25 protein-coding genes are annotated in these 24,426 nt (G+C 73.6%); 14 read left to right on the top strand and 11 right to left on the bottom strand.

Translation table 11 applies throughout. The annotated features are described in order from the left end of the window. Positions 1-7: 7 nt before the first annotated feature. Positions 8-688, bottom strand: a complete 681-nt coding sequence (locus ACFYVJ_RS15160; protein WP_388891009.1) for a ricin-type beta-trefoil lectin domain protein — start codon at positions 686-688, stop codon at positions 8-10. Between the two features lie 229 nt (positions 689-917). Here ACFYVJ_RS15160 and ACFYVJ_RS15155 point away from each other — a divergent pair, with 229 nt between their 5' ends. From ACFYVJ_RS15155 to ACFYVJ_RS15145, 3 genes are all read left to right on the top strand, one after another. Continuing rightward, positions 918-1,493 carry a hypothetical protein gene (locus ACFYVJ_RS15155; RefSeq protein ID WP_388891006.1) on the top strand — a complete coding sequence of 192 codons (576 nt, stop codon included), beginning with the start codon at positions 918-920 and terminating at the stop codon, positions 1,491-1,493. Between the two features lie 81 nt (positions 1,494-1,574). Then, entirely contained in the window at positions 1,575-2,267 is a 693-nt protein-coding gene (locus tag ACFYVJ_RS15150) for a DsbA family protein (RefSeq protein WP_388891004.1), read from the top strand. 56 nt (positions 2,268-2,323) lie between these two features. Beyond that, a complete protein-coding gene (locus ACFYVJ_RS15145; protein ID WP_388891002.1) occupies positions 2,324-3,523 on the top strand; it encodes a hypothetical protein in 1,200 nt (399 codons plus the stop codon). 39 nt (positions 3,524-3,562) lie between these two features. Here the strand turns inward: ACFYVJ_RS15145 and ACFYVJ_RS15140 are convergent, their stop codons facing one another. From ACFYVJ_RS15140 to ACFYVJ_RS15130, 3 genes are all read right to left on the bottom strand, one after another. After that, positions 3,563-4,225, bottom strand: a complete 663-nt coding sequence (locus ACFYVJ_RS15140; RefSeq protein ID WP_388891362.1) for a DUF305 domain-containing protein — start codon at positions 4,223-4,225, stop codon at positions 3,563-3,565. Continuing rightward, positions 4,201-4,830: a DUF3105 domain-containing protein gene (locus ACFYVJ_RS15135; RefSeq protein WP_388890999.1), complete on the bottom strand. Its 630-nt coding sequence runs from the start codon at positions 4,828-4,830 to the stop codon at positions 4,201-4,203. The genes ACFYVJ_RS15140 and ACFYVJ_RS15135 overlap by 25 nt, the downstream gene beginning before the upstream one ends. A gap of 151 nt (positions 4,831-4,981) precedes the next feature. Next, positions 4,982-5,596, bottom strand: a complete 615-nt coding sequence (locus tag ACFYVJ_RS15130; RefSeq protein ID WP_388890996.1) for a hypothetical protein — start codon at positions 5,594-5,596, stop codon at positions 4,982-4,984. Positions 5,597-5,773: 177 nt separating this feature from the next. Here ACFYVJ_RS15130 and ACFYVJ_RS15125 point away from each other — a divergent pair, with 177 nt between their 5' ends. From ACFYVJ_RS15125 to ACFYVJ_RS15115, 3 genes are all read left to right on the top strand, one after another. Next, positions 5,774-6,730: an arsenic resistance protein gene (locus tag ACFYVJ_RS15125; RefSeq protein ID WP_388891359.1), complete on the top strand. Its 957-nt coding sequence runs from the start codon at positions 5,774-5,776 to the stop codon at positions 6,728-6,730. Between the two features lie 131 nt (positions 6,731-6,861). Then, a complete protein-coding gene (locus tag ACFYVJ_RS15120) occupies positions 6,862-7,299 on the top strand; it encodes an NfeD family protein (protein WP_388890994.1) in 438 nt (145 codons plus the stop codon). A gap of 81 nt (positions 7,300-7,380) precedes the next feature. Beyond that, positions 7,381-8,526 (top strand): SPFH domain-containing protein, encoded by a 1,146-nt coding sequence (locus tag ACFYVJ_RS15115; RefSeq protein WP_388890992.1) that lies wholly within the window; start codon positions 7,381-7,383, stop codon positions 8,524-8,526. Positions 8,527-8,619: 93 nt separating this feature from the next. Here ACFYVJ_RS15115 and ACFYVJ_RS15110 read toward each other — a convergent pair whose 3' ends face one another. Genes ACFYVJ_RS15110 through ACFYVJ_RS15095 form a run of 4 tightly spaced genes read right to left on the bottom strand, consistent with a single transcriptional unit; the run spans position 8,620 to position 11,920 of the window. Further along, on the bottom strand, positions 8,620-9,750 hold the full coding sequence (locus ACFYVJ_RS15110) for an ABC transporter ATP-binding protein (protein WP_388890989.1): 1,131 nt from the start codon (positions 9,748-9,750) through the stop codon (positions 8,620-8,622). Continuing rightward, positions 9,747-10,670, bottom strand: coding sequence for an ABC transporter permease (locus ACFYVJ_RS15105; RefSeq protein ID WP_388890986.1), 924 nt, complete (start codon positions 10,668-10,670; stop codon positions 9,747-9,749). Before ACFYVJ_RS15105 ends, ACFYVJ_RS15110 begins: the two co-directional genes overlap by 4 nt. Then, positions 10,667-11,512: a molybdate ABC transporter substrate-binding protein gene (gene modA / locus ACFYVJ_RS15100; protein ID WP_388890984.1), complete on the bottom strand. Its 846-nt coding sequence runs from the start codon at positions 11,510-11,512 to the stop codon at positions 10,667-10,669. Before modA ends, ACFYVJ_RS15105 begins: the two co-directional genes overlap by 4 nt. A 21-nt stretch (positions 11,513-11,533) precedes the next feature. Beyond that, positions 11,534-11,920, bottom strand: a complete 387-nt coding sequence (locus tag ACFYVJ_RS15095; RefSeq protein ID WP_388890982.1) for a molybdopterin-binding protein — start codon at positions 11,918-11,920, stop codon at positions 11,534-11,536. 140 nt (positions 11,921-12,060) lie between these two features. Between ACFYVJ_RS15095 and ACFYVJ_RS15090 the strand changes: the two genes are divergently transcribed. Further along, positions 12,061-12,543 carry a molybdopterin-dependent oxidoreductase gene (locus ACFYVJ_RS15090; RefSeq protein WP_388890979.1) on the top strand — a complete coding sequence of 161 codons (483 nt, stop codon included), beginning with the start codon at positions 12,061-12,063 and terminating at the stop codon, positions 12,541-12,543. Between the two features lie 21 nt (positions 12,544-12,564). Here the strand turns inward: ACFYVJ_RS15090 and ACFYVJ_RS15085 are convergent, their stop codons facing one another. The 3 genes from ACFYVJ_RS15085 to ACFYVJ_RS15075 all read right to left on the bottom strand — a co-directional run bounded on the left by ACFYVJ_RS15085 (position 12,565) and on the right by ACFYVJ_RS15075 (position 15,895). Next, positions 12,565-14,208: a substrate-binding domain-containing protein gene (locus tag ACFYVJ_RS15085; protein WP_388890976.1), complete on the bottom strand. Its 1,644-nt coding sequence runs from the start codon at positions 14,206-14,208 to the stop codon at positions 12,565-12,567. Positions 14,209-14,349: 141 nt separating this feature from the next. Further along, positions 14,350-15,069: an SDR family oxidoreductase gene (locus ACFYVJ_RS15080; protein ID WP_388890973.1), complete on the bottom strand. Its 720-nt coding sequence runs from the start codon at positions 15,067-15,069 to the stop codon at positions 14,350-14,352. A gap of 10 nt (positions 15,070-15,079) precedes the next feature. Next, positions 15,080-15,895, bottom strand: a complete 816-nt coding sequence (locus ACFYVJ_RS15075) for a helix-turn-helix transcriptional regulator (RefSeq protein ID WP_388890970.1) — start codon at positions 15,893-15,895, stop codon at positions 15,080-15,082. Positions 15,896-16,159: 264 nt separating this feature from the next. Between ACFYVJ_RS15075 and ACFYVJ_RS15070 the strand changes: the two genes are divergently transcribed. The 7 genes from ACFYVJ_RS15070 to ACFYVJ_RS15040 all read left to right on the top strand — a co-directional run bounded on the left by ACFYVJ_RS15070 (position 16,160) and on the right by ACFYVJ_RS15040 (position 24,237). Then, positions 16,160-18,103 carry a serine/threonine-protein kinase gene (locus ACFYVJ_RS15070; RefSeq protein WP_388890967.1) on the top strand — a complete coding sequence of 648 codons (1,944 nt, stop codon included), beginning with the start codon at positions 16,160-16,162 and terminating at the stop codon, positions 18,101-18,103. A gap of 188 nt (positions 18,104-18,291) precedes the next feature. Beyond that, complete coding sequence (locus ACFYVJ_RS15065) at positions 18,292-18,534, top strand: type II toxin-antitoxin system Phd/YefM family antitoxin (RefSeq protein WP_388890964.1); 243 nt, start codon at positions 18,292-18,294, stop codon at positions 18,532-18,534. Beyond that, entirely contained in the window at positions 18,522-18,935 is a 414-nt protein-coding gene (locus ACFYVJ_RS15060; RefSeq protein ID WP_388890962.1) for a PIN domain-containing protein, read from the top strand. Before ACFYVJ_RS15065 ends, ACFYVJ_RS15060 begins: the two co-directional genes overlap by 13 nt. Before the next feature lie 219 nt (positions 18,936-19,154). Then, positions 19,155-21,686: a discoidin domain-containing protein gene (locus ACFYVJ_RS15055; protein ID WP_388890959.1), complete on the top strand. Its 2,532-nt coding sequence runs from the start codon at positions 19,155-19,157 to the stop codon at positions 21,684-21,686. A gap of 88 nt (positions 21,687-21,774) precedes the next feature. Beyond that, complete coding sequence (locus ACFYVJ_RS15050) at positions 21,775-22,374, top strand: hypothetical protein (protein ID WP_388890956.1); 600 nt, start codon at positions 21,775-21,777, stop codon at positions 22,372-22,374. Between the two features lie 57 nt (positions 22,375-22,431). Beyond that, on the top strand, positions 22,432-22,875 hold the full coding sequence (locus ACFYVJ_RS15045; RefSeq protein WP_388890953.1) for a GNAT family N-acetyltransferase: 444 nt from the start codon (positions 22,432-22,434) through the stop codon (positions 22,873-22,875). A 255-nt stretch (positions 22,876-23,130) separates the two neighbouring features. After that, a complete protein-coding gene (locus tag ACFYVJ_RS15040; RefSeq protein WP_388890950.1) occupies positions 23,131-24,237 on the top strand; it encodes a hypothetical protein in 1,107 nt (368 codons plus the stop codon). The last annotated feature ends 189 nt before the right edge of the window (positions 24,238-24,426 follow it).

Below are 24,426 nucleotides of genomic sequence, written 5' to 3'. Positions count from 1 at the left end.
GGAAGGTTCACCTGCGCCAGAGCTGGCCGGTGAAGTTTCCGCACGGATTGAGCACCAGGCCGACGTTGACGGCGGGGGGCCCGGCCGTGTCCATGCACAGTCCCGTGGTCTGGTTCGCCAACTGGCCGGTGCCGGGATCGTGGTGCCATACCTGGCCGGTGTAGTTCCCGCACGGGTTCACCACCAGGCCGACGCCCGTGGCGGGGGCTCCGGCCGTGTCGAGGCACAGTCCGCTGGGCGGGTTGGCGAAGTGACGGTCGTTCTCGTCGTAGGTCCAGCTCTGGCCGGTGTAGTTCGCGCAGGCACGCATTTGCAATGCGACACCGGGTCCCGGGGGACCGTTGGTGTCGAGACACAGCCCGCTGGAGATATTGGTGAGCGGGCCGTTGCCGCCGGTCGAGGGGGTGTCCTCCTCCGGAGCGGGATCGGGGTCGCCCCCGCCGGTCTCATCGGCGGGCGCGTCCTCGTCCACGGGCGCGTCCTCGTCCACGGCGGCGTCTCCCTCCGCGGGGGCGCCCTCGCCGCCCGCGCCCACGGAGCCCCTGTGGCCGTTCGGGGCGGTGCCCCCGGTCGGAGCCGGATCGGCTCCCTCCCGTAACTGATCGATATTGGTGATCCCGAAGAACGCCAGCACGGTGATTCCGGAGGCCGCGACACCGAGCCACACCGACAACTTGTTCTCTGCCATGACTGTCCCCCCGCGCACCCCACTGCGGACAAGCCGACGATAATGCACACGAGTTCACGTGTCCGGCGAGTTCCCAGGCGCCCGCGCGGCACGGCGAATCACGGGTCCGGACAGCGCGGAGCGGCTTTTCCGTCGAGTCCTCGTTCGAGCCGGAGAAAGAGATGACCGGACCGGCCGGAGGTGGACCGGGGCCCGGGGCGGTGGCGGTGCTGGTTAGGCTGCGACGACCATGACCGCTCGTCCGTACGCCGCCCCCGCGCCCGCGCTCGCCGCCGGGTGCGTGCTGCTGCCGCAGCTCGGGGCGGTGCTGCCCGCGGGGGCGCTGCGGGCGCAGGGGTGCCTGTGGCTCTTCGCCGTCTCGGCGGTCGCCGGGTGGCTGGTCGCGGGGCGGCAGCGGCGTACGGAGACGGGCGGGCTCGCCGTCCTCGTCGCCGCGCAGCTCGCGCTCGACGTGCTGTGCGTGGTCACCGCCCCCGCCGTCGCCGGCCCGTCGCACCCGCCGTGGGGGCTGGTCGCCGCGCAGGCCGTCGCGCTGCTGATCTCCGCCCGGCTGCTCGGCGCCGCGGACGCGCTGCCGGCGCGCGTCCTGACGGTGGTCGCCGAGGTGCGCGGGTACGTCCTCGCGCACCGGCTCGTACGGGCCGCGCACCCCGCGTACGCACCGCCCCGCCCGCCGCTCCCCGCTGCCCAGGCGCCGCCCCGCCGGCACCGCGGCCCGGCACGGCTGCGGCTGCGCGCACCCCCGGCGTACCGCCTGCTCCCCGCCCGGCCACCGGTCCCGGGCCGCCTCACCCTCGCTTCCTGACGGACGCGGACGGGAACGCGGCGCCGGCCGGCGCCGCCGGTACGTACGCCACCGCCCGCCCGCACCCCGTCGTGAGGAACCATGCCCGAGAACCGCACCGCCACCACCCAGAGCGGGAACAAGAAGAAGCACCTCTACGCCACCGTCGTCATCGCCGCCGTCTTCGTCGCGGTCTTCGCCCTCGCCGCGGCCTTCCTGCCCGGCGACGACTCCCCCACCGACGCCGCACCCGCCGCCGACGCCCGCGTCGTACGCGCCGACAGCCACCGCCTGACCTCGCCGGCCGACAGCGAGCTGACCCTCGTGGAGTTCCTCGACTTCGAGTGCGAGGCGTGCGGCGCGTACTACCCGGCCGTCGAGAAGCTCCGCGAGCGCTACGGCGACCGCGTCACCTTCGTCGCCCGCTACTTCCCCATGCCCGGCCACCGAAACGGCGAACTCGCCGCCCGCGCCGCCGAGGCCGCCGCCCGCCAGGACAAGTTCGACGAGATGTACCGCAAGCTCTTCGACACCCAGGCGGAGTGGGGCGAGGCGCAGGAGTCGAAGGAGGACGTCTTCCGCGGCTTCGCCCGCGAACTCGGCCTGGACCAGGCCCGCTTCGACCGCGACCTGGCGGACCCGCGCACGGCCGACCGGGTACGGGCCGACCAGCGCGACGGCCTCGCGCTCGACGTCCAGGGCACGCCGACGTTCTTCCTCGGCGGCGAGAAGATCTCCAACCCGCAGTCGTACGAGGACTTCGCCGCCGCCATCGACGAAGCGCTCGCGCGCTGAACCCGAGACGGCAGAATCGGCCGCGTACCGAGCACCGCACCCCGGAGGGACGTCAATTGCCGTCGGACATCAGCACCTTCACCACCCCCTCCGAGAAGCGCCCACCCGCTCCCGTACCCGTCGACTGGGCGGCCGTCGAGGACTGGCTCGGGCTGCGGCTGCCGGCCGACTACAAACAACTCGCCGACCGGCACGGGCCGCTGGACTTCGGCGAATACGTCTGGATCCACGTGCCGTGCGGCCAGCAGGACCGCTTCGACTACGGCGCGTGGCTGCGCGAGACCCACCGGGAGGCACGGATCGCCGCGCGGGACCTGCCCGAGGCGGAGCGGCCCGCGCTCCACCCTGAGCCCGGCGGCCTGCTGGCGTGGGGCTGCACGCGCGGCACCGACGTGCTGTTCTGGGACACCTCGGTCTCCGCCGACCCCGACGAGTGGACCGTGGTGGTACGGCACTCGGGGGCGATACCGGGCAGCGGCCTGCAACCCTGGCACCGGTACGACCTGACGCTCACCGGCTATCTCCGCCTCACCGTGCGCGACTCCTGGGAACTCCCCACCCCGCCGGGCCCGCTGCTCGGGCCGCTGCCGGGCACCGCCGCGCGGACCGCGTTCCTGCCCGAGGCCGGTCCGTGGACCCCGCCCGAGCCGGTACCGCCCCGGCTCACCGCGGCCGAGCGCCGCGTCGCGCTGGAGACCGGCACCGGGACGGCCGCGCTGCGGCTGCTGTCGCCGCCGCCGGCGCGGCCGTACCTCGGCGACGGGTCCTGGGAGGAACTGTGGGCCGAGCTGGGCACCCGGCTGCCCGGGGAGTACGTCCGGCTCATGGACGAGTACGGCGCCGGGATCTGGGGCGGGTGGCTGCACTTCTCCACCCCGCTGCGGACGGGCGAACGCCGGTTCCGTACCCACGCAGAAAGCACCGCGAACGCGTACCGGGAACTCAGGGCCGCCCACCCGGAGTGGTACCCGCTCGCGGCCTGGCCCGAGCCCGGCGGCTTCCTCTCCTTCGCCGGCACCGTCGACGGCGACCGCCTCGGCTGGCTCACCGAGGGCGCGGACCCCGACGCCTGGCCGCTGATCGTCTGGCCCCGGCACGCGGACCAGGGCCCGCCGCTGGCGGGCGGCCTGGTCGGGACGCTGCTCGACTGGCAGCGCGGGAAGCTGCGCACGCCCGGGTTCGCCGTCCTGGACCAGGACGACGACCCGGTGGAGTTCGCGGGCTTCGAGCCGTGGGACGACAGCGCGTACTGGTGAGCCGCCACTGACGTGGGGCGCGGCCACGGCTTCGTGCGGCTACGGCTTCATGATGCCGCCGCGCTCCTCCAGCATGTCCCGCATCAGCTTGATCTCCGACTGCTGCCCGCGCAGCGTGGTCTCCGCGAGCCGCCGCACCACCTGGGTCTCCACCGCGCCCGCCGCCATCTGCGACATCTGCACGCCGCCCTGGTGGTGCGCGGTCATCAGCCGGAGGTACAGCACCTCGGCGTCCTCACCGTCCGCGGCCCGCAGTTGGCGGAGCTGCGTGTTCGTCGCCATGCCGGGCATCAGCGCGCCGTCGCGCGCCTCGAAGGGCATCTCGTGGCCCATCCAGGCCATCGGCGGCTCGCCCGACGACTTCGGCAGCTCCCACGCGTCCAGCCAGCCGAGGAGCATGCCGCGCTGGTTGGCCTGGGTGTTGATGACGTCGTACGCGAGCCGGCGCACGTCCTCGTCGCCGGTGCGGTCGCGCACGATGAGGGACATCTCCACGGCCTGCTGGTGGTGCACGATCATGTCGCGGGCGAACCCCGCGTCCGCGGAGCCGGCGTCCGGGACGGCGGGGGTGTCGTCGCCGTCCGCGCCGGTGGCGAGGACGACGAGGAACGCACCGCAGACGAGGACCGCGGCGGCCAGCATCGCGAGCGGCCACCGCAGGGCGGGCCGGAGGAGCGTCACGCCTCCTTCCCACCGGTGCAGGCGGCACCCTGCTCGGGGGTCTGCGGACCCTGGACGTACTTGTCGAAGAACTTGCCCACCTTCGGGTCGTCCGCCTTCTCGACCGTGAGCTGCTTGCCCCAGGCGGACAGGGTGATGACCCCCGTCTGGTCGGGGTGGGGGCTCATCAGCGAGTAGGGGGTGTTGGTGACGCGCTCGGTGAGCGTCTTGACGTCCCCTTCCTTCGCCTTGTCGCCGTACGTGACCCACACGGCGCCGTGCTCCAGGGAGTGCACGGCGTTCTCCTCGCGTATCGGCTGGTCGTAGACGTCGCCGTTGCAGTTCTGCCAGGCGGGGTCGTGGTCGCCGCCGGCGGCGGGCGTCATCTTGTAGTCGACGTCCTCGGTGACGTGGTTCTGTTCGAGGTCGTCCCAGCTCTGCTCGCCCTTGAGGGGCGCGGCGGCGGCCTTCTCGTCCTCGCGGGCGCTGTCGACGATGAAGTAGCCGCCGACGGCGGTGGCGACCACGACGACGGCGGAGGCGAGATAGGTGAGCTGCTTGCTGCGCCGCTCTCGGGCGGCTTCCTTGCGGCGCAGCTCTTCGACGCGGGCACGGCGGGCGGCGGCTTTGGACTTGGCGGAACCCATGGTGTGCGGACCCTTCTCCCCGGGTCGCGCGCCTACGCGGACGCGCGGCGGGGTGTGTGCGTAGGGGTGTGGTGGACGGAGTACGGGGTGGGCACACGCACCGGGCGCCGCGGGCGGCGGTCCGGTTCTGGGGCGTGCGCGGGGATCCGTCCTAGGTCCGCTGGACCTGGAGTTGGTGGAGATCGGGGGTGCGGAGGGCTCCGGGCGGGGCCGGGGTGACGCCGCATCCGGCGAGGGCGGCGGCACTGGACGCACCCGGCGGCCCGTCCCCGGGCGCCGGCCAGGCCCCGGCCCCGGGGAGCGGCGGCGCGGCGGCCCGCTCAGAGGCGGCGGGACAGTCACCGGCGGAGCCACCGGGGGTATGAGCGGCGGTGCAGTCCTGGGGGAGGGGGGCGGCGGCGGCCGGCCGGTCGAACAGGACGGCTTCGCCGGGCGGATCGGCGGGGAGGCCGTCGGCGGCCGAGCCGGCGGCCGGAGAGTCGTCAGCCAGTACGACGTCGACCGGCGCCGCGTCGACCGGGCGGTCGTCCGCCGGTGCGGCGGCGGTCCTGACGGCGTCAGGCGCCACGTCGGGACGTAGCGCGTCCAGGACGTCGCCCTGCGGAACGGCGGCGCGCAGGACGAGTCCGTGTCTCGCGGTGGTGCCGGAGCGGCCGGCGTCGGCGCAGGACGCCGTCCCGGCGAGGAGGCCCAGGAGGACGAGGACGTAGCCGAGCAGGCGGAGGCGGCGCGTCGCGGCGTCCGGAACCCTGCGTGGCCTGGTCATCGCCGCGAATCGTAGCCCGCGCGCCCACGCCGCAACAGCGCCCCGCACCAGGAACGAACCCCCCACGGCCCCCGCCCCGGCCGCCGCCGCCCGGCCGATTACCGTCTAGGGAGCACCGCAGATCACCCAACCCCCTGAGGAGCAGCCGTGGCGCAGCCTGGCGGGATCGTCGTCGCCATGGAGCGGCATCAGGTCGCCGTCTACCTCGGGGCCCTCGTCGTCGGCGGGATCGTGGGTTGGGCCGCCCCCGACGCCGGTCCGGGTCTCGAGCACGCCATCAACCCCGTGCTCGCCGCCCTCCTCTACGTGACGTTCCTCCAGGTGCCCGCCGCCCAACTCCTCCGCTCCCTGCGCGCCGGCCGGTTCCTCGCCGCCGCGCTCGTCGTCAACTTCGCCGTCGTACCGCTCGTCGTCGCCGCGATGTTCGCCTTCCTCCCCGACGAGCAGGCCATCCGCATGGGCGTGCTGCTCGTCCTCCTCACCCCCTGTATCGACTACGTCATCGTCTTCAGCGGCCTCGCCGGCGGCAGCAGCCGCCGGCTCCTCGCCGCCACGCCCCTCCTCCTGATCGCGCAGATGGTGCTGCTGCCCGGTTACCTGTACCTCTTCATGGGCTCCGACCTCGCCGACATCGTCGAGGCGGGCCCCTTCATCGAGGCGTTCGTCGTCCTCATCGCCATCCCGCTCACCCTCGCCTGGCTCACCCAGGCGTGGGCCGCCCGCCGCCCCGCCGGGCAGAAGACCGCCGACGCGGCGGGCACCGCGATGGTGCCGCTGATGGCCGCGACCCTCGCGACCGTCGTCGCCTCCCAGGTGCCCAAGGTCGACGACAGCGTCGGCGACGTGGCCCGCGTGGTGCCGTTCTACGTGCTCTTCCTCGCCGTGATGGCCTTCGCCGGACTCGGCGTCGCCCGGCTGTTCCGCCTCGGCGTCCCCGCCGGCCGCGCGATCGTCTTCACCGGGGCGACCCGCAACTCCCTCGTCGTCCTCCCCCTCGCCCTCGCGCTGCCCGACCGGCTGGCCGCCGCCGCGGTGGTGGTCGTCACCCAGACCCTGGTCGAGGTGGTCGGCATGGTGATCTACGTACGCCTCATCCCCCGGCTGCTGCCGGATCCCGTACGCGCACGGACCTGACCCCGCGCCCGCTCCGGCGGGGCCCGCGGGCGAACAGCCTGCCGAATCCCGGAACCACCTGAACTCGCCTGTTCTGCCCGGCATTTCGGGGATGTAGGTTGGAGGCGAGTCCCCCGAGGGAGGCTGACGCGATGCCGTGGATCGTCTGGCTGCTCGCCGCCGCGGCGCTCGGTGCCGCCGAATTCTTCACGATGACGCTCGTCTTCGGGCTGCTCGCGGGCGCCGCGATGGTCGCCGCCGTGGTGGCCGGGGTGGGCGTCGGTGCGCTGGGGCAGTTCGTGGCCCTCGGGGCGGCGGCGGCAGCGGGGCTCGTGGTCGTACGTCCCGTCGCGCTGAAGCACATGGCACAGACCCCGCTGACCCGGGACGGCAGCGACGCGCTGCTCGGCGAGCGGGCCGAGGTCGTGCAGGAGGTCACCGCGACCCGGGGACTGATCAAGCTCGCCGGCGAGGAGTGGTCGGCCCGCGCGCTGGACGAGACGGCGGTGATTCCGGTGGGGGCGCTGGTGGAGGTCATGGAGATCGAAGGCGCGACGGCCGTCGTCTATCCCCGCGAGCTTCTTCCCTGACCCCCGCGCACCTGACCGCCCCGAACTCCCGAGCCCCCTGAGCCCCGAGGGGCCGCCGAACGCACAGCCAACGGAGGAAGTGTGGACCCGGTTGTCATCCCGATGCTCCTGGCGGCGCTGGTCGTCGTCTTCCTGGTGTCGAGCAGCGTGCGGGTCGTCCCGCAGGCCCGCCGCTACAACATCGAGCGCTTCGGCCGCTACCGCCGTACGCTCCAGCCAGGACTGAACTTCGTCCTGCCGGTGGCGGACCGCATCAACACCAAGCTCGACGTACGCGAGCAGGTCTACTCGTCCGATCCCCGGCCGGTGATCACCGAGGACAACCTCGTCGTCAACATCGACACGGTGCTCTACTACCAGATCACCGATCCGCGGAAGGCCGCGTACGAGGTCTCCGACTACCTCCAGGCGATCGACCAGCTCACCGTCACCACCCTGCGCAACGTCATCGGCGGCATGGACCTGGAGGAGACCCTCACCTCCCGCGAGGAGATCAACGCCCGGCTCCGCTCCGTCCTCGACGACGCCACCGGCAAGTGGGGCATCCGCGTCAACCGCGTCGAGATCAAGGCCATCGACCCGCCGCACAGCATCAAGGAGGCGATGGAGAAGCAGATGCGCGCGGAGCGCGACAAGCGCGCGGCGATCCTGCACGCCGAGGGCGAGCGGCAGGCGAAGATCCTGACCGCCGAGGGCACGAAGCAGAAGGACATCCTGGAGGCGCAGGGCGCGCAGCAGGCCATGATCCTGCGGGCGGACGGCGAGGCGCAGGCGGTGGAGCGGGTGTTCCAGGCCGTCCACCGCAACAACGCCGACCCGAAGATCCTCGCGTACAAGTACCTGGAGACGCTGCCGCACCTGGCGAAGAGCGACAACAACACGTTCTGGGTGATCCCCGGCGAGCTGACCGAGGCGGTACGCACCGTCACCACCGCCTTCGGCGACAAGTCGGCGCCGGGCGTACCCCACGCCGTACCGGCGAACGAGGCGGCGACGGCAGCGGCGACCGCGGCGACCGCGGCGGCGGACGGGCAGCCGCCGGCGCTGGACAAGTCCGGCGCGCCGGAGCTGGCCGCCGCACCCAAGCCCGCGCTCGACGCGGTGGCCGCGGCGGTGGAGGCCGCGAAGGGGGCGGACGCGGCGGTGAGCGAGGCCAAGGCGGAGGCGGAGGCGGCGAGTTCGCCGCAGCCGCAGAAGGCGGACAAGGCGAAGCCGGCCGACGAGTAGCCGGCCGGCGGCGGCCCGGACCGCCCCGGCCGGCGGGCACGCACCGCCGCTGGCGCCGCCGCCCGTGGCCGCCGCCCGCGTACCCGGCCGGGCTCAGGCCGGGTACGCGCGGGTCTGCGTCGCCTTCACCGCCGCCCAGACCTCGGCGCCCGGGTGCAGGTCGAGTTCGGCGGCCGCGGTGGTGGTCAGGTCGGCGGCCAGGGGGAGTTCGCCGGTGAGTTCGGCGCGGATCTGGTCGGCGTGGGTTTCGAGTCCCGCGACCGCGCAGCGCCAGAGGTTGCGGGCGCTGGAGCCGGTCGGCCGGTCCCGGTGCAGGGTCACGGCGCTGGGCGGGAACGCGACGAAGACCGGCCCGGTGAGGTCGTCGGCGGTGGTGATCGCGGGTCCGTCGTCGAGGTCGACGGCGTGGCCGCGGGCCCGCCCCCGGTAGAGGTTGAGGCCCACGAGGTGGGCGATGTAGTCCGTACGCGGATGGCGGGCGATGTCCGTGGGGGCGCCCTGCTGCACGATACGGCCGTCCTCGATGACCACGAGGTGGTCCGCCAGCACCATCGCGTCCAGCGGATCGTGGGTGACGAGCACCGCGACGGCCTCGAAGTCGGCGAGGTGGCGGCGGAGCTGGGCGCGGACCTCCAGGCGGGTACGGGCGTCGAGCGCGGCCAGTGGTTCGTCCAGGAGCAGCAGCCGGGGGCGGGTGGCCAGGGCGCGGGCGAGGGCGACGCGCTGGGCCTGGCCGCCGGAGAGCCGGCGGGGCTTGGCGGCGGCGTGTGCGGTGAGGTCCATCCGCGCCAGCCAGGCGGCGGCCTCGGCGCGGGCCCCGGCCTTGGTGGCGCCGTGGCAGCGCGGCCCGAAGGCGACGTTGTCCAGGGCGCTGAGGTGCGGGAAGAGCAGGTAGTCCTGGAAGACGACCCCGACCGGGCGGTCTTCGGGCGGCGTACGGTCCAACTCGGCGGCGTCGAGGCGCAGATGCCCGTCGGTGAGCGGGACGAGGCCCGCGAGGGCGCGCAGGGCCGTGGTCTTGCCGGCGCCGTTGGGCCCGAGCAGGGCGAGGACGTCGCCGGGGCGCGCGGTGAGCGCCACGTCGAGCCGGAACGCGCCGCGCTCGACGACGAGCCGCGCGTCGAGCCCGCTCTCGCCGGGCGCCTTCCCGCGCGCCGCGCGCGCCTCGCGCGCCTCTCCGCGCGTCTTCCCGCGCGGCTCTTCCCGTCCCGAGTCGTCGCTCATGCCGAGGTCATCCACCGGTCCCGTAGCCCCGCGAGCACCGCCACCGACACCGCGAGCAGCACCAGGCTCAGCGCGATCGCCGCCTCCGGGTCGCTCTGCAGCGCGAGATAGACGGACAGCGGCATCGTCTGCGTACGCCCCGGGAAGTTCCCCGCGAACGTGATCGTGGCGCCGAACTCGCCCAGCGCCCGCGCCCACGCCAGCACCGCCCCGGCCGCGATGCCCGGCGCGACGAGCGGCAGGGTGACGCGGCGGAAGGCGGTGAAGCGGGAGGCGCCGAGCGTGGTGGCGGCCTCCTCGTAGCGGGGGTCCGCGGCCCGTAGCGTGCCCTCGACGGCGATGACCAGGAACGGCATCGCCACGAACGCCTCCGCGACCACCACCCCCGCGGTCGTGAACGGCAGCGTGACCCCGAACCAGTCGTCCAGCCACCGCCCCACGACCCCGTTGCGCCCCAGCGCCATCAGCAGCGCCACGCCCCCGACCACCGGCGGCAGCACCAACGGCAGCGTCACCAGCGCCCGGACGAGTCCGCGCCCCGGGAACTCCACTCGCGCGAGCAGCCACGCCAGCGGCACCCCGATGACCAGGCTCAGCGCCGTCGCCGCCGTCGCGCAGACCAGCGAGAGCCGCAGCGCCTGCCAGACCTCGGTGCTGGTCAGCAGCTCCGGCATGCTGCTCCACGGGGCGCGGAGCAACAGCGCGAGGAGCGGCAGGACCAGGAACGCGAGCCCGAGCAGCGCCGGTACGAGCAGGGGCAGCGGCGCCCCGCCGCGTCCCGGCGGGCGGGACCGGGCGCCGGCCCGGGCGCCGGACCCGGACCGGCGCCGGGGCCGCTCGCGGCGCCGGCGGAGCGGGGCGGGGCCACCGGCCAGGGTCTCCGCCGCCTCGCCCTCGCCCGCGGCGGGGGGCGACGTCACGGCTTGAGGAACCCGGCCCCGGTCAGCACCTTCTGCCCCTCGGCCGACTGCACCAGTTCGACGAACGCCTCGGCCGCGGCGGCGTTCGGCGCCTCCTTGAGCAGCGTGATCGGGTAATCGTTGATCGCGTCGGCGGACTCGGGGAAGTCCACGCCCTCCACCGTGTCGCCCGCCGCCCGCACGTCGGTCTTGTAGACGACGGCGGCGTCGGCCTCCTTCAGCACCACCTTGTTGAGGGCGGACTTGACGTCCTCCTCGTACGACACGGGGGTGAGCGTCAGCGCGCCGGCGTCCAGGGCCTTCTGCGCGGCGGACCCGCAGGGCACGGTCTCGTCGCAGAGCACGACCTTCAGGCCCGAGTCGGTGAGGTCCTTCAGCGAGGCGATCCCGTCCGGGTTGCCGGGCAGGGTGGCGATCTCCAGTTGGTTGCGGACGAAGGTCTCCGGGGTGCCGGCCGCGGCCCCTGCGTCCGTGACGATCTCCATCGTCGTGGGGCTGGCGGAGGCGAACACGTCGGCGGGGGCGCCGCCGGTGATGCTCGCGGCCAGGGCGTCGCTGCCGCCGAAGCTGAACGTCACCTTCGCACCCGGGTGGTCCTCCTCGAACTGCGCGCCGAGCTCCTCGAAGCTCTCGGTGAGGGAGGCGGCGGCGAAGACGGTGACCTCGCCGGACACCTCACCGGACTCGCCGCCCTTTCCCGAACCCGGGTCGGAGTCCGAGGCCGAATCCGAGTCGGAGTCGGAGTCGGAGCAGGCGGTCAGCGCCAGCAGGGCGGCGGCGCCCGCGCCGGCTATGCGGAGGGTGGGGCGGTAGCCGCCGGTCCGGCGTGCGGAACGGGTCATCACAGGTCCACTCCCTGACGTCTACGGTCTCTCGACGACCACGTTGGTCGACTTGATCACTGCCACCGCCGGAACGCCCGGCGCCAGCTCCAGTTCCTCGGCCGACTCCCGGCTGACCATGGACACCACCCGGAAAGGGCCCGCCTGGATCTCCACCTGCGCCGAGACGTCCCCCATGAGCACGTCGGTGACGATCCCGGCGAAGCGGTTGCGCGCGGACGACCCGGTGGACTCCCGCCCCGTCGAGCGCATCTCCCTGGCGTACGCCGCGAGCGCCGCCCCGGGGATGATCCTGCGCCCCGCGTCGTCGCGCTCGGCGGTCAGCTTTCCGGCGTCGACCAGCCGCCTGACGGTGTCGGCGCTGACACCGAGCAGGGCGGCGGCATCTCCCATCCGGTACGTGTGCATGCGCCGATGATAATGCCGCACCTGCGAGGAAAAAGTCACTGGGTCCTTTGCACAAGCCTGGCAGTACGAGAAATGGCTTGGCATGTGCGTTTCTACGGGACCGCCGCCCGGGTACGGTGACCCGCGGGAGGTGGTGGCCCGTGACCCGTACCCGCGCAGCCACCGGTACGCCCGCCCGCCCCGCGGCGGAGCTGGTCCTCACCGGGGACCTCGCCCGCCCGGCCCGGCTGACGGTGGCCGACCTCCGCGGCTGGCCCCAGCACCGCGCCCACGTCACCTTCGACTGCGCCACCAGCGGCCCCCGCCGCCACCGCTTCACCGGCCCGCTGCTGCACGACGTCCTGCGCGACGCGGGGCCCGCCTTCGACCCCGTCCGCCGGAAAGACCGGCTCCGCTTCCTCATCGCCGTCCACGGCGCCGACGGCCACCGCACCCTGCTGGCCTGGCCCGAGATCGACCCGGACTTCGCGCACGCCCCGGTCCTCCTCGCCGCCACCCTCGACGGCGCCCGGCTCGACCACGCGGGCCCGCAGCTCGTGCTCCCCCAGGACCGCTGCGGGGCGCGCTACGTCAGCGGCATCGACGCGATCCGGGTGGACGGCGCGTACCGCCCACCGCTCTGACCGCGCCCTCCTGCAGCCGTCTCACACCGGGCGGCACTCCCCGGTGTTCTGCGCCTCGGAGCACAGTCCGTGGCCCTGGTCGCGGAGGATGTCGCGGCCGGTCTGCTGGGTGAGGAAGTTGAGGAAGGCCGCGGCGATCGAGCCGGCCGGGGGCTCGCCGTAGGTGTACGCGAACTCCGTCTGCCAATACGGGTAGTCGGCGTCCTCGACGCCCGCCGCGGTCGGCTCCCTGCCGTCGATCTTCAGCTTGACCAGCTCGCCGGCCGCCCGGTGGCCGTCCACGCCTGCCGCCTCGCTGTAGCCGACCGCACCGGCCTTGTCCGCGGTGGCGGCCAGCATCGTGTCCGTGCTGCTGACCTCGCAGCGCCCGTACCGCCGCGCTTCGAGGGCGGCGCAGTCGGTCTCCGTGAACTGCGGCGGCTCCTTGCCGTCCAGCACCTTCTCGACGAGGGTGCCGCGGGTGCCGGAGCCGGGTTCGCGGTTGACGAGGTGGACGGGCACGTCGTCGCCGCCGAGTTCGGTCCAGTTCCTGACCCGGCCGGCGAAGACGTCCCGTATCTGATCGAGCGTCAGGTTCTCCACGCCCGCGTCCTTGTTGACGACCAGGGTGAAGACGGAGAAGGCCACCGGCCGCGGTATCAGCCGGGGATGGCCCGCGGAGGCGAGGCCGTCGGTGAAGGCGAGGTGGTCGCCGAGCCCCTCGCCGACCGGGATCTCCGCGTCCGCACCGGCAGCGTCCAGGTCGGTCACGCCGTCCGTACTGCCCCGGAAGGTGTCGTCCTCCAGCGGAATCGACACGTCCGCCCCCTCGCACCGGGCCAGGTAGTCCTCCGCGGCGGCCCGTACGGCGGGCGCGAAGGCGGTGGAACCGTGCAGGTGGAGGGTGCCGTCGACGCAGCCCAGCGGGGGGCGGCGGTCGTCGCGGAGGAAGAGCGTGAAGGACGCCTGCACGACGACCGCCGCGATCAGGATCCAGATGGCCCACCACGCGGGCCGCGAGGCGAAGACGTGGCTCTCGGTCCTGGTCGCCCGCAGCCGCAGGAACCGCACCAGCGGGTCGTACCAGCGGTCGAGCCCGTGGGTCCCCTGCACGATGGGCGGCGGAAAGCGGTCGGTCCCGTTGTCGTCGGGCCACCGCTCCAGCACGACGAGCACCTTGTACTCGGACCCGCGCGGCAGCGTCACCTTGGGCAGTTGGATGGTGCCCGTACGGTCCGTCTCGTTGTTGTGCCGCCGGAACCCCGGCTTGGCGACGACCTCGCGCACGGTGTCGCCCTCGGTCCGTACCTCGAAGAAGAAGTCGCGCAGCACCTCGTCGCTCGGGTCGGTGAGCACCACGGCCGTGACCCGCCGGTCCCGGAAGGTGACCTTGATGCCGTGGTGGTCGGCGGGATCGGCGAGATAGTCCTCGGACACGATCTTCGTCGACCCGGCGTTCTCGATCCGCAGCAGGACGAACGAGGGGTCCTTGAGCTGGTGCCCGTCGTGCTGCATGTCCCCCAGCACCCCGGCGTACGGCTTGTTGGCCGCATCGGCGGCCAGGGTGTCCATCTGCACCCGGTACCCGAGCCGCTTCCGCCCGATGACGGCGAACTCCCACAGGAACGCCACGACGGGAAACGCGAGACTGAGAATCGCGATCCACTGCTCGACCCGTTCGCCCACCGCCAGGCCCCCTGGATTCCTTGCACGGAGAAGGAGTTGGAAGGAGACCAGGGTGCGGAGTGACCACGGCGGACCGCCGGAGATGCCGAAACCGTCCGGCCAATGTTCATCCAGGATCCATTTACGCCATGTCGTGTTCGCTCAGATCAGCAGGCCGCCCGTGGCGCGGAGGTTCTGGCCGGTGATCCAGGCGGCGTCCGGGCCCGTCAGGAACGAGACCACCGCGGCGATGTCCTCCGGGTGGCCCAGGCGCTGGAGGGCGGTCATGGCCGCGGTCTGGGCGAGGACTTCCGGGGGGTTGGTGGCGTGGAGGAGGGCCGTTTCCGTGGCGCCGGGGGAGACGGTGTTGACCGTGATGCCGCGGGGGCCGAGTTCCCGGGCGGCGACCTGGGTGAACTGCTCCAGCACCGCCTTGCTCGCGCAGTACAGCGCGTGACCCGGGGCCGGGACCACCGTGTTGAGGGTGGAGATGTTGACGATCCGGCCGCCGTCCGGCATCAGGGCCGCCGCCTCGCGCATCGCCAGGGCGCCGAAGCGCGCGTTCGCCGTCAGCACCCGGTCGAACTCGGCCGCCGTCAGCTCCGCCAGCGGCAGCCGCGGGTTGACCGCGGCGTTGTTGACCAGGATGTCGAGGCCCTCGCGGACCGGGGCGAAGGCGGCGGCGAGGGCGTCCGGTTGCTCCTGGTCGGCGCGGACCGCCGCCGTGCCCGGGACTTCGCGTACGACCTCCGCCGCCGCCGTCTCGTTCTCCTTGTACGTGAAGACCACCCGCGCGCCGTCCCGCGCCAGCCGGGTCACGATCGCCCGGCCGATGCCCCGCGAACCGCCCGTCACCAGCGCCGTCTTACCGTTCAGCAGCATGCGCGGGACGCTATCCGGCGGCCGGCTCCCGGTATTGAAGGTTTGCGCACAGCGCGGTGGGGGTCAGGCCCGTCGACTCCCTTACGTCCCGGGTGAAGTGCGGCTGGTCGGCGTAGCCGCAGGTGGCGGCGATGGCCGCGAGGTCGTGCGCCGGGGCGGCCAGCCGGCCGACCGCGTGCTGGAGGCGGGCGATACGGGCCACGCGGCCCGGCGGTATGCCGATCTCGCGCCGGAAGGCCAGCTCCAGGGAGCGGCGGCTGACGCCCAGCCGGGCCGCCAGCGCCGGGATGGGGATCCGGCGGCCCGGGCGCTGGAGCCGGTGCCAGGCCGCGGTGACGGGGGTGGTGGCCGGCCTGCCGGTCCCCTCCTCCAGCCAGGTCTCCATCGCCGCCACCAGTACGTCCAGCCTGCCGGGCCCCGCCTCCGCCAGCCGCTCCGCCAGTTCCTCCTCCCGCCGCCGCCCCAGCACGTCCGCCAGCTCCACCGTCTCGCCCACGAACTCCCGCGCCGGCACCCCCAGCAGCGCCGCCGTCCCCGCCGGGGTGAGGCCGACCGTGACACCCTCGCGCCACCGCTGCGTGGCGTGGATGCCGTACGCGGACCGGGCACCGGTGACGAGGCGGTCGGCGCCCGTGACGTCGATGACGAGGACCGTGGCGTTGACCGGCAACAGCCGGTGGCGCACGGGCACACCGCCGCCCGCACGAAACGCCGAACAGCCGACGACGTACGGCGCGAGGTGAGGCGGGGGCATCCGGGCCACGGACTCACACGGGGCAGGCTGCGCCTGCACCGGGATGGAGTGCACGTTCACGGTCACCACCACGATGATTCCTCAAGCCGCTCCACCCCGGCAGCGGCCCACACGTGCTGATCACCCCGCGTGACCGGTCGTGCGGGCGGGGACCCCCGGCGGCCAGGTCGGAAGCTGTCATCCAGTCAGTCGTCCGCTCACTTCCGGCCAGACTGCGGCTACCGATGAGGACGACAGTTGAAAGCGCTGGTGACTCTGCGCACATTACTCCTTACACAGTAGGTTCGATCAGGCGCGGGGCGCTGGTCGTGTCTGCAGGGTCGAGCCAGGGGGTAGATGTTGCGTTCCGGAGAGGAATTCGCCGACCGCTTCGTCCTCAAGGAGGTAATCGGCGCGGGGCGCGGCGGCGATGTGTGGCTGGCACACGACACAGTGGTGGGTCAGGACGTCGCGCTGAAGCCGGAGCGGACGGACGGCGAGGGCGAGACAGCGGTGCGTCGGCTGTTGGGCGAGCCGCGGGCCATGGCCAAGTTCCGCGACCATCCTCACGTCGTGACCCTGTACGACGTCGTCACCGTGGCGTCGGAGGGCGGGGGCGACGCGGACACGTACTGGTTCGTCATGGAGTACGTACCCGGCGGCGGCCTGGACCGGCTGCCACCGGTCTCCCCCGAACAGGTGGCCCGCATCGGGGCCCAACTCGCCGACGCGCTGGTCGCACTGCACGAGGAAGGCATCGTTCACTGCGACGTCAAGCCCGCGAACATCGGCCTCACGCGGCGCGGTGACGCGAAGTTGCTGGACTTCGGAGCGGCCTACCGGGTCGGCGGCAGCGAGACCATCACGTTCAACGGCCCCTTCAGCTACACACCCGACTACGCAGCTCCTGAACTGGCCCGAGGCAGTGGCCCCCGGCCGGTATCGGACGTGTTCTGCCTGGCGGCCACCCTCTACACCCTCGTCACCGGTACGCCGCCGCGTGGCAGCGAGCCGGAGGAGGAGGGCAACGGCCACCAGGAGGACGCGGAATCCTGGGAGAACACCCGGAGCCTGCGGCACTTACAGGCCGAGCAGGGCTTCGTCGAGTTGGACGCCGACGCCGTGGGGCCGCTGTACCCCGCGCTGGCCGCCATGCTCCGGCGCAACCCCCGGCAGCGCCCCGATGCCACGGAGGCCAAGCGACTGCTGGAGGAGGTCGCCGCGCCCGGCCCCGGAGCCTCGAAGGACACGGCCACAGCACTCGGGAACGCTGCCGCCTCCGTTACGCTCACAAAGCGCCGGCGCCGGCCGCTGCTCGCAGCCGCGCTCGGTGTCGGTGCTGCTGTGATGGCTCTGGCACTCGTCGTCATCCTCGGCGGCGACGGCGAGGACGGAAAGCCCGCGTCCGAGGACGGCCAGAGCGGACGACTGGGGGCGCAGGCCCTGATCGGCAGGCCGCACACGGCGGACGTGTGTGCCCTCGCCGACACCTCCGTTCTCGACCAGTTCGCCGGCGAGGACGTCCGCAAGGATGTGGACTACGGGAACTTCGACCGCTGCGACATGCTGGTAGACGTCGACGACGAGACCCGGATCGACGTAAAGATCCGCCTCCTTCAGAGCTCGCCGCCCCAGGGGGCCGAACCCTTCCGCACGATCGGGAGGATCGACATCGTCGAAGACGAGCCGGAGAGCGACGAGTGCAGCCGGCTGCTGACCACCGGCGGCAGCACCGGGGAAACGGTGGTCCAGGTCCGCGTCAACATGGGCGAAGGCTCAGTGAACGGCGGCAACGCCACCCTGTGTACGGTCGCCGAAAGAGCCGCTGTGGGCGCGGCCGAGGTCCTCGACGCCGGTCCGATTCCCCGCCGTACATCGGCCTACCCGCAAACGTCGCTGGTCTGGGGGAATGCCTGCGAACTCCTCGACGCCACCGCGCTGTCCGCCGTTCCCGGCCTCAGGGCCGACGTGCCGGACGCCGCGATCGCGAACTGGGGCTGCGAGTGGTCCAGCACCATCGACGAGCTCGACGCAGGGGTGAGCTTCTTCCGGGACCAGCCCAGCTCCGCTCAGGACGGCACGGTCCTCACACTCAGTGGATATCGCACGGTCGTCAAACCGAACGACGAAGGCGACACCTGTAGCGCGCTTGTCGAGCACCACAGGTACAAGGGCCAGGATGCCGTGACCGCCGCCGAGATGGTGCGCCTCGACGTCCACGGCGAGCGTCCCACCGAAGATCTCTGCGGGATGGCGGAGGACCTCGCGGCATCCGCCGCCGCCCGGCTCCGCGCGCGATGACGGCAGCCGGCACACGTGCGGCACCCCTGGTCGGCCCGTCACTCCGTCGTCCGTCGGATGACCCTTCGCGGCCTGGCGGCCCTTGGCGGCCTGGTGATCGCCGCCGGCGACGGTGACGTGCACCAGGAGCTCGCCGCCCCAGCCTCTCACCACCAGCATGTTTCTGATGTTCTGAATCCTTGAGGATGATGAGCGCAAGCGAGGCTTCCCGGAGCTTCGCTTCGGTGCTGGACCAGGCGGAGCATGGGGAAACCATCGTGATCACCCGCAACGGCAGACGTCTGGCGGTCCTCGGGCCGGCACCCAGCGGGAACGGCGCTGCGCTTGCCGACGTGCTGGAAGCACACACCGCGACTCTCGACGAGGACTTCGCGTCCGATGTGCTGGAGACCCGTGAGCTGCTGACTCTGGAGGACCCGTGGGAAGGGTAATCCTCGACACCGGTGTCCTTGCTGCGGTCGATCGGGGCCGGCTTGAGCTGGCCAAGCTGTTGCGCGCCCGGGATGACGACATCACCATCGCCGCCGTCACGGCGGCTGAACTGCTGCAGGGCGTGGAACTCGCGGCGGACGAGTTGACCACACGCCATCGTCAGGAATTCGTCGACGCGGTGCTCGCCATAGTCCCGGTGGATGACTACACGCTGGATGTGGCGCGTGTGCATGCCCGGTTGCTGGCCTACACCCGGAAGCTAGGCAAGCCGCGCGGTGCGCACGACTTGAGCATCGCGTCGACGGCGATTGCCACGAACCGGACGGTGATGACCACCGACGCCAAAGCGAAGTTCGATGAACTACCCGGCGTCGCCGTAGAGATGATCCCAGCCCCATAGCTCCGAGCTGCACCGAGAGGCTCAGGACCCGCACGGCCCGCACCTGACCCAGACCCGCGAGGGTTTCGCCGGTCTCGTGGAGTTCGCCAAGCGCCGCGCCTGACCTCCGAGTAACCGGCCCTCGCCTCACGGCGGGGGCCGCCCCGCCGCGATCTACTCCCCCGCGGTCACAGGGGTTACAGTCGGGGCCCGGACCGTGGCGACGGGAGGCATCCCGCAATGGCGACCCCGACTCCCTTTCCCCGCAGGCGGTTTCTGCTCGCGAGCGGGGCCACCGCCGCCGGACTCGCCCTCGCCGCGCCGGGGGCCGGCGCCGCCTCCGGGCCCGGGGCTGAAGCGCTGCTCTACCACCGGCTCCTGCTGCGCCACACCCGCTGGGTCGAGACGCAGTGGGACGCCGCCGCCGGCCGCTACCCGCTCGCCGACTTCGGCTTCGCCAGCGTCCTGGGCAACGCCGTGCTGCTCACCCACGGCACGTACGACGCGGACCTCGCCGGCGTCGGCCGCGAGACCCTCGCCGACCACACCGTACGGACCATCCGGCACTTCGCCGCCACCAACTTCTGGGCCACCGGGGCGACCTGGGGCGGCGGCGGTTACGAGTGGGGCGGGCGGGTGTTCTGGGACGGGACGTTCGAGTCGTACTTCGTCGCCGCCGCCCGGCTGCTCTGGGACGAACTCGACGCCGCCACCCGCGGGCACGTCGACGCCATCGCCGTCCGCGGCGCGCAGTACGTCGCGGGCCTCGGCGCCGGCGAGGACCCGCGCAGCGGCGGCTGGTCGTCCAACGGGCTCACCGGCGGGCACCGCGGCGACTCGAAGATCGAGGAGATGGGCGCGAAGTCGATGCCGCTGGCCACGGGCCTCGCGTACCACCCGGACCACCCGGACGCCGCCGCCTGGCGGGAGTGGCTGACCCGCTGGCTGTCGAACATGACGGGGCTGCCCTCCGCGGACCGCGGGAACGCGACGCTCATCGACGGCCGTCCGGTGTCCGAATGGAACACCGCGCAGAACATGTACGAGGGCCACGTCGTGGAGAACCACGGCACCTACGCGCCCATGTACCAGCAGTCCACCGGCGCGTACCCCGGGCGCAACGCGCTCCACTTCCTCATCGCCGGCGCCCCGTTGCCCGAGGTGCTCGCCAAGCAGCCCAACGCGGCCGGGCTCTGGCGCACGATGACCCACCTCGGCACCGCCGCCGGGCTCTCCTCGCACCCCATGGTGGCCGACCGCTACCACCTGTACGGCCGCGACGTACTCCCCCTGACCTGGCGCCGGATGGGCCAGGCCGACCCGTACACCGCCCGCGCGGAGCGGATGCTCGCCGCGCATCTGGAGCCGTATCTCGCGTACCCGCCGGAGAACCGGCTGACGAAGTTCAGCGGCGAGCCGAAGTACGAGCCGGAGGCGCGCGCGGAGGTGGCGATCGCCTACCTGCTGCACGTCTGGCGCGACCGGCTGCACGGCGACGTCCGGCCGGTGAGCGAGGCCCGCTACTGGGCGAACGTGGCCGGAGCGACGGACTACGGCGCCGAAGTCGGGCTGGTCGCCCACCAGTCGGCACGGGCGCTGGCGATGGCGGTGAGCAAGGCGGGGCACGTGAAGTTCGCGTTCCTGCCCGAGCACGACGACTGGCTCTTCGACGTCACGGGCGCCGCGCCCGCGTTCCTGCCGGGCACCGCGCTCGCGGTCACCGGCCGCCGCGTCGCCCGCTACACGCGGGCCGCCGACGGCTTCGACGGCTCGGCCACGGTGCTGCGCTTCGCGCAGGGCACCGCCGGCTACGCGACGCTGCCCACCGGCGCGGTCGTCTACGCCACGACCGGCCTCGCCCCCGACGAGGGGCGGCTGCGGCTGCACGCGCTGGCCATGCCGGGCGTACGGGGCCTCGACGGCGACCGTACGTTCCACGGCCCCGGCGGCGTCGTCACCCTGGCGCCCGACGGCGGCGACGGCGGGGTGGACGAGGTGCGCTTCCCCGCGGTCACGGCGCGGCACGTACGGATCGTCGGCGGCCGGCCCGCGACGCAGTACGGCTACTCCCTCTGGCGCGCCGAGGTCTACGCCCCCGGCTCCGGCCCAGGCGAGGGCACCGACCTGGCCCGCGGCCGTACCGCCACCGCCTCGTCCGCCGACACCGCGTACCCGCCGCGGCACGCCACGGACGGCGATCCGGCCACCCGCTGGGCGGTGGCCCGCGCGGAGCGGCCGCGGGCGGACAGTTGGCTGGCGGTGGACCTGGGCGCGGAGCAGCGGGTGGACCGGGTGCTGCTGGGGTGGGAGGCGGCGTACGGCGCCGAGTACCGGGTGCAGGTGTCCGCGGACGGCACGGGCTGGCGCGACGTGGCGGCGGTGCCGGCGGCGCACGGCTTCGCGGGGAACTGGGTGAACGTCGACGACCGGGCCGGTTTCGTCGTACGCGGCGGGAGCAGCCCGATCCGCGTGACGGCCGGCTCGGTCACGCTCTCCGCGGGCCCGGCCGCCCCGCTCGTCGCCGAGGGCTACCCGGCGCAGCGCGCGGGCCGCACCCGCGCCCTGGCGGCGGCCCCCGCGCCGACCGCCGACGTACCCGGCGTGGCGGCCGCGCTGGCCGACGGCCACCTCGCCGTCTTCAACCTCACCGACGCCGCCGTCGAGACGGCCGTCCACGTACCCGCGCAATCGGACAAGGACCCGGCCCGCACCGTCCGCGTCGCTCTCCCCGCCGCCGCGGCCACGATCCTGCCGCCCGCCCCCGGGGCGTGACGCCCGCTACAGCGCGACTTGCGGCGGTAGGCGAGAATCGTCCGGGGCTGACGCCAGGGGGGCGAGCGCGGTGACGAGGAGTGCCGGGATGCGCAGAGGTGCGGTCGCCGTGGCAGCGGTCGTGCTGGGCGCGGTGGTAGCGGCGGGGTGCGGCGAGGAGAGCGGCGCGGGGGGTCCGGATACGCCGTCGAGCGGCGGCTCCCCTTCCACCGCCGAGGAGTACGCCGAGGCGACGCGGAAGGACCACGACCGGGCGTGGCCCGGCATCGCGCGGGAGTGCCGCGACGTGCGGCCGGAGCCCAGCGCAGAGGCGGGCGACGGGGGCGAGGGCCCCGTGCCCGAGAACCCCAAGTACGGGGAGAACAACGCCTACAAGCAGACCACCGACGTCACCCCCGGCGAGCTGTGCCGGGGCGAGGGCCACGCCGCACGCATCGCCGCCGCGCTCAAGGACGCCGCCCCCGCCGACCTCGGGGACGAGGACCTGACCCGGCGCATCTTCGAGGACCTCGGCTATACCGGGGACACCGTCTCCGCGCGGGCGAACGACGGGGGCCTCGTCTGGTGGGACGTGCTCGTGGCCGGGGCCGGTCCGTGCATCAGCGGCACCACCGACCCGGCCACCGGGATCGACGTACACGGTGTCTACATGGAAGGCGGCTGCACCGAGCCCGCCGGCGGGCACTGACCAACTGCGCGGGACCGCGGTTTGACGCGCGGGCCGTCCGCGATGTTGGCTGCCCGGGTGTCCGATCTCCGCTTCACGCCGCCGGCCGACGACGAGGCGCTCCGGGACTGGCGCCGCGTCCACAACGCGACGATCCCGACGCATCACCTCTCCCTGGACGACGTACGGGACCGGGCGTGGCGGCACCACCTGGAGCTGGCCTACGCCGACGACGTGCTCGTCGGCTGCAGCACCGTGCGCCCGCCCGAGGACGACACCCGCACCGCCACCGTCATCGCCCGCGTCCTGGCGGCCCACCGCGGCCGGGGCATCGGCGAGGAGCTGTACGCGCGCGGGCTCTTCAAGGCGTGGGAGCTGGGCGCGGAGCAGATCGCGACCGTGGTCCTGTCGTCGAACGACGCCGGGCTGCGGTTCGCGCACAAACACGGCTTCGTCGAGACCGAGCGCTACGTGCTGCCGGGCGAGACGATCCCCTGGGTCGACCTGAAACTGGTCCCCTAGACCCGCCGAACCCGCCCCGGGCACGCCGGGTCGCGCGCGGACCCCGCCGCGGAGCCCGGCACCGGCATGCCCCGGCACGGGTATGACCCGGCACCGGCATGACCAGGAGCCCGGCGCAGACCGCCCACCGCGCCCCCTCCCGCCGCACGGCAGGGGCGTGTCCGCACCACTGAACGTACGCACGCCCGCCCCGCAGGGGTCCCGGCGCGCGTTCGCGCCGTCCCGTTGTCAGTGGCGGCGGGCAGACTCGACGCCATGGAGACGGTGTACAGCGGCGAACTGCCTGTCAGTTACATGCAGTTCTACGTGGAGAGCCGGCCGGAGGAGTTCGGGGAACAGCCCTGGGACGCGCGCGCCGGCCAGCGCAACGGGCTGTGCGGTGCCTCCGTGCCGGGGTACCTGTTCCTCACCACCGGGCTGCACACCGGCCGGGTCGGGCTGACCGTCGAGGTGCACGACGGGGCACCGCCCCTGGCGGAGATGTGGGAGGACGTCGTCGAGGTCTCCTTCCGGCCCGCCTCGCCGAGGACGGCGGTGCTGCCGTGGGGTGACGGGGAGCTGTGCGCCGCGGAGCTGGCGGAGACCGACCACCGGGTGCGGTACTGCGCGCGGGGAATGGACGTCCATCCGGCGGCGGAGTCGGCCGTGCTCCGCGGCGGGCCGCCCGCGGACCACTACCTGCTGCAGTTCTGGCCGGCCCCGCCGGCCCCGGACCTGGTGGTCCGCGAGACCTCCCGCTGCGCCGCGTACTGGCACAAGCACGCCCGCGGCCTGCCCCAGCCGCCCACGCCCGGGGAGCTGGCGGAAGCCGCGCGCCGCGACCGGGAGGCGAAGGAGCGCGAGCGCGCGGAGGCCCACGAGCGCGCGGAGCGTGCGCGGTGGGGCGGACGGATCCCGAGCGCGCGGGTGCTCGCCGCCGGGGGCAACGTGAGGATGCTGGTCAGGCTGGACCGCGACCTGATCGACGAGGTCGACGCCGCGGGGCCGCGGGCGCAGCGGGACCTCGCCCGCTGGGCCGCGCGCCGGGCCCTGACCGCGGCCGGGCTCGACCGCGTCGGCTGGATAGCCGCCGGCCTGGGCGCCCTGGACCGGGGCGAGCCCCTGCCCGCGCCGCTCGACGACATCAGCCGCGCCTTCGAGTGGCTCTTCGCCGACCCCGGGGTCCCCCAGACCCTCGTGGACTCCACGGACGGCGCCTGCGACAACGTCCTGCGGCAGGCCATGGCGCTGCCGGCGCTCTTCGGCGCCGCGGAGCCCGACCCAGTGCGGGCCGCCCTGGACGCGCTCTCGCATGCCGCCGCCACCTGGGGCAGCGCGTATCCGGAGCTGTTCGCCGAGGCCCGGGCCCAGTTGCCGGGCTGACGGCACGTACGGGCTCCCGCAGGGGCGCCCGCCCACCTCGGCCACCGCTGCGCCGCACCTCCCTGACCACCGCTTCTCATCCGGAATCAAGGTCTGCACACCCGTTGACCCTTATGTGGACCCCGTGTATACCTGCCACATGCACGGTGGATCCACCGCCGGTACGGCTCGTCCCCTGGCCCCGATGTG

It is taken from the genome of Streptomyces sp. NPDC004134 (assembly GCF_042874195.1).
In the GTDB taxonomy this organism is placed as follows: Bacteria; Actinomycetota; Actinomycetes; order Streptomycetales; family Streptomycetaceae; genus Streptomyces.
This window is presented reverse-complemented; position numbering and strand designations above follow the sequence as displayed.

Excerpts from the sequence above, each read along its gene's own strand:
- ACFYVJ_RS15080 (WP_388890973.1), bottom strand. The coding sequence starts at position 15,069 with ATGCTGCTGAACGGTAAGACGGCGCTGGTGACGGGCGGTTCGCGGGGC.
- ACFYVJ_RS15130 (WP_388890996.1), bottom strand. The coding sequence starts at position 5,596 with ATGACCAGGCCACGCAGGGTTCCGGACGCCGCGACGCGCCGCCTCCGC.
- ACFYVJ_RS15065 (WP_388890964.1), top strand. The coding sequence starts at position 18,292 with ATGAGCGCAAGCGAGGCTTCCCGGAGCTTCGCTTCGGTGCTGGACCAG.
- ACFYVJ_RS15150 (WP_388891004.1), top strand. The coding sequence starts at position 1,575 with ATGCCCGAGAACCGCACCGCCACCACCCAGAGCGGGAACAAGAAGAAG.
- ACFYVJ_RS15095 (WP_388890982.1), bottom strand. The coding sequence starts at position 11,920 with ATGCACACGTACCGGATGGGAGATGCCGCCGCCCTGCTCGGTGTCAGC.
- ACFYVJ_RS15155 (WP_388891006.1), top strand. The coding sequence starts at position 918 with ATGACCGCTCGTCCGTACGCCGCCCCCGCGCCCGCGCTCGCCGCCGGG.
- ACFYVJ_RS15040 (WP_388890950.1), top strand. The coding sequence starts at position 23,131 with ATGGAGACGGTGTACAGCGGCGAACTGCCTGTCAGTTACATGCAGTTC.
- ACFYVJ_RS15125 (WP_388891359.1), top strand. The coding sequence starts at position 5,774 with ATGGAGCGGCATCAGGTCGCCGTCTACCTCGGGGCCCTCGTCGTCGGC.
- ACFYVJ_RS15110 (WP_388890989.1), bottom strand. The coding sequence starts at position 9,750 with ATGAGCGACGACTCGGGACGGGAAGAGCCGCGCGGGAAGACGCGCGGA.
- ACFYVJ_RS15055 (WP_388890959.1), top strand. The coding sequence starts at position 19,155 with ATGGCGACCCCGACTCCCTTTCCCCGCAGGCGGTTTCTGCTCGCGAGC.
- ACFYVJ_RS15160 (WP_388891009.1), bottom strand. The coding sequence starts at position 688 with ATGGCAGAGAACAAGTTGTCGGTGTGGCTCGGTGTCGCGGCCTCCGGA.
- modA (WP_388890984.1), bottom strand. The coding sequence starts at position 11,512 with ATGACCCGTTCCGCACGCCGGACCGGCGGCTACCGCCCCACCCTCCGC.
- ACFYVJ_RS15120 (WP_388890994.1), top strand. The coding sequence starts at position 6,862 with ATGCCGTGGATCGTCTGGCTGCTCGCCGCCGCGGCGCTCGGTGCCGCC.
- ACFYVJ_RS15050 (WP_388890956.1), top strand. The coding sequence starts at position 21,775 with ATGCGCAGAGGTGCGGTCGCCGTGGCAGCGGTCGTGCTGGGCGCGGTG.
- ACFYVJ_RS15135 (WP_388890999.1), bottom strand. The coding sequence starts at position 4,830 with ATGGGTTCCGCCAAGTCCAAAGCCGCCGCCCGCCGTGCCCGCGTCGAA.
- ACFYVJ_RS15070 (WP_388890967.1), top strand. The coding sequence starts at position 16,160 with ATGTTGCGTTCCGGAGAGGAATTCGCCGACCGCTTCGTCCTCAAGGAG.